At 42.1% G+C, this 6,414-nt stretch carries 6 protein-coding genes; all 6 read right to left on the reverse strand.

Annotated elements, in window-relative coordinates; translation table 11 throughout:
* Positions 1-2 precede the first annotated feature (2 nt).
* The 6 genes from mnmG to rpmH all read right to left on the reverse strand — a co-directional run bounded on the left by mnmG (position 3) and on the right by rpmH (position 5,789).
* Positions 3-1,889, reverse strand: a complete 1,887-nt coding sequence (gene mnmG, locus AC0OMA_RS20950) for a tRNA uridine-5-carboxymethylaminomethyl(34) synthesis enzyme MnmG (RefSeq protein WP_003226825.1) — start codon at positions 1,887-1,889, stop codon at positions 3-5.
* A 20-nt stretch (positions 1,890-1,909) separates the two neighbouring features.
* Positions 1,910-3,289, reverse strand: coding sequence for a tRNA uridine-5-carboxymethylaminomethyl(34) synthesis GTPase MnmE (mnmE, locus tag AC0OMA_RS20955; RefSeq protein WP_474222412.1), 1,380 nt, complete (start codon positions 3,287-3,289; stop codon positions 1,910-1,912).
* A gap of 310 nt (positions 3,290-3,599) precedes the next feature.
* Entirely contained in the window at positions 3,600-4,226 is a 627-nt protein-coding gene (jag, locus tag AC0OMA_RS20960; RefSeq protein WP_015483983.1) for an RNA-binding cell elongation regulator Jag/EloR, read from the reverse strand.
* Positions 4,223-5,008, reverse strand: a complete 786-nt coding sequence (gene spoIIIJ / locus AC0OMA_RS20965) for a YidC family membrane integrase SpoIIIJ (RefSeq protein ID WP_010886648.1) — start codon at positions 5,006-5,008, stop codon at positions 4,223-4,225. Before spoIIIJ ends, jag begins: the two co-directional genes overlap by 4 nt.
* A 144-nt stretch (positions 5,009-5,152) precedes the next feature.
* Positions 5,153-5,503: a ribonuclease P protein component gene (gene rnpA / locus AC0OMA_RS20970; protein ID WP_003242628.1), complete on the reverse strand. Its 351-nt coding sequence runs from the start codon at positions 5,501-5,503 to the stop codon at positions 5,153-5,155.
* 151 nt (positions 5,504-5,654) lie between these two features.
* Positions 5,655-5,789, reverse strand: a complete 135-nt coding sequence (gene rpmH / locus AC0OMA_RS20975; protein WP_003178075.1) for a 50S ribosomal protein L34 — start codon at positions 5,787-5,789, stop codon at positions 5,655-5,657.
* Positions 5,790-6,414: the final 625 nt, after the last annotated feature.

The following is a 6,414-nucleotide window of genomic DNA, read 5'->3' on the forward strand; positions in this document are numbered from 1 at the left end:
TTCTATTCGGCTATCTTCGCAATGCGTCCCTGCTCTAAATACACCAATAGAATTGAAATGTCCGCCGGGTTTACACCGGAAATGCGGGAAGCTTGGGCAACAGACAAAGGCCGTACATTTTTCAGTTTTTGACGCGCCTCGGTCGCAATCCCCTTAATTGCGTCATAATCAATTCGATCTGGAATTTTTTTATTTTCCATCTTCTTCAGTTTTTCCACTTGTTGAAGAGATTTTTCAATATATCCTTCATATTTCACTTGGATTTCTACTTGTTCTGCCACGTCTTGAGGAACCGGCACTTCTGGCGGCGCCAGTTTTGTGACTGTTTCATAGTTCATTTCAGGACGCTTCATCAAGTCTGTGCCGCGAACTCCGTCTTTCAATTCGCTTCCGCCAAGAGAACGGATATATTCTTGATTTTCCGGAGACGGCTTGATAATTACAGAATGAAGACGTTTTTTCTCCGCTTCGATCGCCGCTTTTTTCTTCTCAAAAGCCGCATAGCGCTCATCAGAAATCAATCCAATGCGGTGTCCGATTTCTGTCAGACGCAAATCAGCATTGTCGTGGCGAAGCAGCAATCTGTATTCAGCACGTGATGTCAAAAGACGATATGGCTCATTGGTTCCTTTTGTCACAAGGTCATCAATCAGAACACCAATGTAAGCGTCAGAACGGCTTAAAATCACTTCTTCTTTTCCAAGCGCTTTTCGTCCTGCATTGATTCCTGCCATAATGCCTTGTCCCGCAGCTTCTTCATAACCGGATGTTCCGTTAATTTGGCCTGCAGTGTAAAGGTTTGTGATTTTTTTTGTTTCAAGTGTCGGCCAGAGCTGTGTCGGTACGATTGCATCATACTCGATCGCATAGCCGGCTCTCATCATTTGTACGTTTTCAAGTCCAGGAATCGTTGCAAGCATTCTTTGCTGTACGTCTTCTGGAAGACTTGTAGATAAACCTTGGACATAGACTTCCTGTGTATTTCTGCCTTCCGGCTCAAGGAAGATTTGGTGACGCGGTTTATCATTAAAACGGACAACTTTATCTTCAATGGATGGGCAGTATCTTGGGCCCGTACCTTTGATCATACCGGAATACATCGGTGAACGGTGCAGGTTGCTGTCAATAATCTCATGTGTCTCAGGGCTTGTATATGTCAGCCAGCAAGGGAGCTGATCTGTGATATATTCCACTGTTTCATATGAGAAAGCGCGAGGGACATCGTCACCAGGCTGAATTTCCGTTTTGCTGTAATCAATCGTGTCGCTTTTAACGCGAGGCGGCGTACCTGTTTTAAAACGAACAAGGTCAAAACCAAGTTCCTCCAAATGCTCAGAAAGCTTAATAGAAGGCTGCTGGTTATTCGGGCCGCTTGAGTAAGACAGATCGCCAAGAATGATACGTCCTCTTAAATATGTCCCTGTCGTCATGACAACTGCTTTCGCACGATAATGTGCGCCGGTTTGTGTAATAACGCCTCGGCATTCGCCGTCTTCAACGATCAGCCGCTCCACAATTCCTTGCAGCAATGTTAAGTTTGGTTCTTTTTCAAGCGTATTTTTCATTTCGTGCTGATATTGGAATTTGTCTGCTTGCGCACGCAATGCACGAACCGCAGGACCTTTTCCTGTATTCAGCATTCTCATTTGAATATGCGTTTTATCGATGTTTCTTCCCATTTCTCCGCCGAGCGCGTCAATTTCACGGACGACAATCCCTTTTGCGGGGCCGCCGACAGACGGATTACATGGCATAAATGCAACCATATCTAGGTTGATGGTCAAGACAAGCGTTTTGGCGCCTTGGCGTGCAGATGCGAGGGCAGCCTCAACACCGGCATGCCCGGCGCCAATCACAATCACATCGTATTGGCCTGCTTCATACCCCATGATTCTAGTTCCTCCTTTTATTATTTTCCTAAACAGAATTGTGAAAAGAGCTGATCAATTAAGCTTTCGTGGACAGAATCTCCAATGATTTCCCCTAAAAGCTCCCAGCATCTTGTAAGGTCAATTTGCACCATGTCGATCGGGACATCCTGTTCGATGCCGCTAAGCGCATCTTCAATGGCGCGTTTTGCTTGCTGTAAAATAGAGATGTGACGCGTGTTGCTGACATAAGTCAGATCCCCACTTTCAATGACACCCGTGTAGAACAGCGATTGAATCGCTTCTTCCAGATCATTGATGCCTTCCTCTTTTAAAAGAGATGTCGTAACAACTGGACGTCCATTGGCAAGCTCACGGACACGTTCAGTGTCAATCTTCGCCTCAAGGTCAGTCTTATTCAAAATCACGATAACATCCATGCCCTCAACGGCTTCAAAAAGCTTCACGTCTTCATCAGAAAGCTCTTCACTATAATTAAGCACAAGTAAAATCAGGTCCGCTTCCTTTAGAACCTGGCGAGAACGTTCAACACCGATTCGCTCAACAATATCCTCGGTTTCACGAATACCTGCTGTATCAACCAGACGAAGCGGGACACCCCTTACATTTACGTATTCCTCAATTACATCCCGTGTCGTTCCGGGAATATCGGTTACAATGGCTTTTGCCTCATGAACGAGGCTGTTCAGAAGAGATGATTTTCCTACGTTTGGCCGGCCAATAATGACGGTAGAAAGACCTTCACGTAAGATTTTTCCTTGCTCAGAAGTCCTCAGCAGCGCCTCAATTTCCTTTTTCACGGCGGTTGCCTTTTCAACTAAAATCTGATGCGTCATTTCCTCTACATCATCATACTCCGGATAATCGATATTCACCTCAACATGGGCCAGTGTTTCTAAAATCTCACTGCGCAAACGGCGCACCAAAGCAGAAAGACGCCCTTCCATTTGATTCATAGCAACGTTCATTGCCCGGTCCGTTTTTGCTCTGATTAAGTCCATAACTGCTTCCGCCTGTGAAAGATCGATTCGACCGTTTAAAAACGCACGTTTCGTAAATTCACCAGGCTCTGCCAGTCTCGCTCCCTCTCTCAATGCAAGCTGAAGCACTTGGTTCACAGTCACAATTCCCCCGTGACAGTTAATCTCAATGACATCTTCTCGTGTAAAAGTTCTCGGCGCTTTTAACACTGATACCATTACTTCCTCAACGACACGATCCGAAGGTCTGTCTACGATATGACCATAATGAATCGTATGTGATTCGACCGAGCTGAGTGTTTTCCCCTTCGGTCCCTTATAAATTTTATCTGCGATTTGAATGGCTTCTGGTCCGCTCAACCGTACAATCGCAATCGCGCCTTCTCCCATCGGTGTGGAAATTGCCGCAATTGTATCCATGTTGTTCACCTCTCTTTACTTATACTTCATCTATATAAAAAAATTTTTATTATGCCAAAACTAAAAGATAACATAGTTTGGTTCGAAGTGGAAGATTTGTTATCCACAGAAATAGAAATTCGTCCCTTATTACTTTAACTTATCCACATGTGAATAACAATTAATTTTATTTCCTGAACTTCCTTTTTATCAACAGGATACACCTAAAAAGAAAAAACTTAAACGGCAAAACCTTGATATTACTAGGAAAAGTAGATTTTTCGGATACAAAAAAACCGAAATCCAATTTTTATCGGACTTCGGTTTTATGCTATCTTTTATGGGAAATAACGAGATGACGATTTTCGCCTTCACCCATTGAATATGTTTTGATCTGGTGGTTTGCATATCCAGAAAGAGTATCGTGAATGATTTTTCTTTCACTGGATGGCATAGGTTCGAGCTGAACTGCTTTTTTCGTTTTCAAAACCTGGTCTGCAAGCTTGATGGCCAGCTGGCTCAGGGTTTCTTTTCTTTTCAAACGATAGTTTTCTGCATCCACCGTCACATTTTTATATTGGCCTGGATAACGGTTAAGGGCAAGCTGTGTCAAAGTTTCAAGGGCGTTTAAGGTTTGTCCTCTTTTCCCAATTAACAAAGCTGCCTTTTCACCTGTTATATGATATCTCACTGTCTTTTTGCTTTCTTGAACAGTCACATCAGACTTCCCGGCAATGGCTTCGGCGATCGTTTGAAGATATAACTTCGCTTGCTGAATCGGATCAATCTTTTCAACCAGCTTTACGATCGCAGGCTTTTTACCGAAAATACCGAGAAATCCTTTGTTTCCCTCTTCAATAACAGTAATTTCTACCTTATCCTTCGTTAATCCCAGCTCTTGCAATCCGGACTGTACTGCTTCATCGACATTTCGCCCTGCAGCAGTCACATTCCTCACTTTTTCTTTCCTCCGGCTTTTTGCGGCTCAGGATTTTTTTTAATATCAGGTCCTTTAATGAGGAAAGTTTGCGCAATCATAAATAAGTTACCGACTACCCAATAAAGAGAAAGAGCCGCCGGGAAGTTGATCGCAAATACGATAATCATAATTGGCATAATCCAAAGCATCATCGCCATTTGCGGATTTTGCTGCGCATTGCCCGCCATCATCAGTTTTTGCTGAACAAATGTAGCGACACCGGCAACGATAGGAAGAATATAGTAAGGATCTTTTTCTCCTAAGTCAAACCATAAGAAGCTATGCTCTGAAATCGCCTGGGTTCTCATGATCGCATGATAGAATCCAATTAAAATCGGCATCTGGATCAAAATCGGGAAACATCCCGCCAATGGATTGACACCATGCTTTTGGAATAAAGCCATTGTTTCCTGCTGAAGCTTTTGCTGCGTTTTTTGATCCTTTGAGCTGTATTTTTCTTTAAGCTTTTGCATTTCCGGCTGTAAAGCCTGCATCGCTTTCGAACTTCTCAGCTGCTTAATCATCAGCGGTAAAATTAATAAACGAATTAAAATGGTAACTAGAATAATTGAAAGCCCGTAGTTATCTCCCGTCAATTTCGCTACATACGTAATGAGCTCAGACAATGGATATACTACGTACTTGTCCCAGAAATGCGGACTATCTGCAGTGATCGGCTCTTTCACACTCGAGCATCCAGCCAAAAGCATGAATACGCCAACCATACTTAATAGCAACCCTATTCTCCTTTTCAACAACATTTCCTCCTATAATTAATCTTTACACTCTTTTATTGCAAAGCATACTTGTATGTATTTTAGCATCTTTCAGTTTTAAATGGTGTCTTTTTCTGATCAACCAGAAAGGAAGCGCTTTTAAAAGTTGTAAGAAAGCAGTGGTGATGCCTACTTTGACGAAGATTTCTTATATAATGAAGACTTTCTGAATAGATGCTGCAGACTTTTTTTCGTTTCCTCATATGTCAGCTGGCTCGCCGGTTTTCTGGCAATAATGATGTAATCCTTTTCCTTCAGTCTCTCTTTCTCTTCAAGAAAGGCCTGCCGAATCAAACGTTTGATCCGATTTCGCATCACAGCATTGCCAATTTTTTTGCTGACGGAAAGCCCGACACGCAGTTCATCATTTTCAGGCTGATCAAGCGTATATAAGACAAACTGGCGGTTTGCAACTGATGTCCCATGTTTAAACACTTTTTGAAAATCTTCATTTTTCTTTAAACGATTTCGCTTCTTCAAATGACTCACTCCGATACTGGCTGGCAGAAACTTTTAAAATTTATTATGAACATGAGATGCATCTGAACCAGGAAGCATGCCCCGGTTCATTACACATCACATCTATCTTTTCCCATAACGTGAAAAAAGACCACTGACATTATTCAGTGGCCTAAGCTGATAATACTTTTCTGCCTTTGCGGCGACGGCGTGCTAAAACTAGACGACCGTTTTTTGAACTCATACGGCTTCTGAAGCCATGAACTTTGCTGCGTTTACGGTTATTCGGTTGGAATGTTCTTTTCATTTATGACACCTCCCTCGAGGAATAGCTGTTAAAGACAGTCTTACTTATTATATTTGCGTTACCTATTCATTGTCAACTTCACTAGTGCTTTTATTTCTTGCAACCATAATAGGATACCATACCTTTTCAACTTTCGAAACCTTATTTTTTAGATTCCTTAATTTTACGGAAAAAAGACAAATCCAAACAATTTGCCCCTGAAATCACGCATGTGGATATCTTTTTCGTCTTTTTTAGTATCCACAGAGGTTATCGACAACATTTTCACATTACCAACCCCTGTGGACAAGGTTTTTTCAACAGGTTGTCCGCTTTGTGGATAAGATTGTGACAACCATTGCAAGCTCTCGTTTATTTTGGTATTATATTTGTGTTTTAACTCTTGATTACTAATCCTACCTTTCCTCTTTATCCACAAAGTGTGGATAAGTTGTGGATTGATTTCGCACAGCTTGTGTAGAAGGTTGTCCACAAGTTGTGAAATTTGTCGAAAAGCTATTTATCTACTATATTATATGTTTTCAACATTTAATGTGTACGAATGGTAAGCGCCATTTGCTCTTTTTTTGTGTTCTATAACAGAGAAAGACGCCATTTTCTAAGAAAAGGAGGGACGTGCCGGAAG

It is taken from the genome of Bacillus sp. AMCV2, from assembly GCF_056033925.1.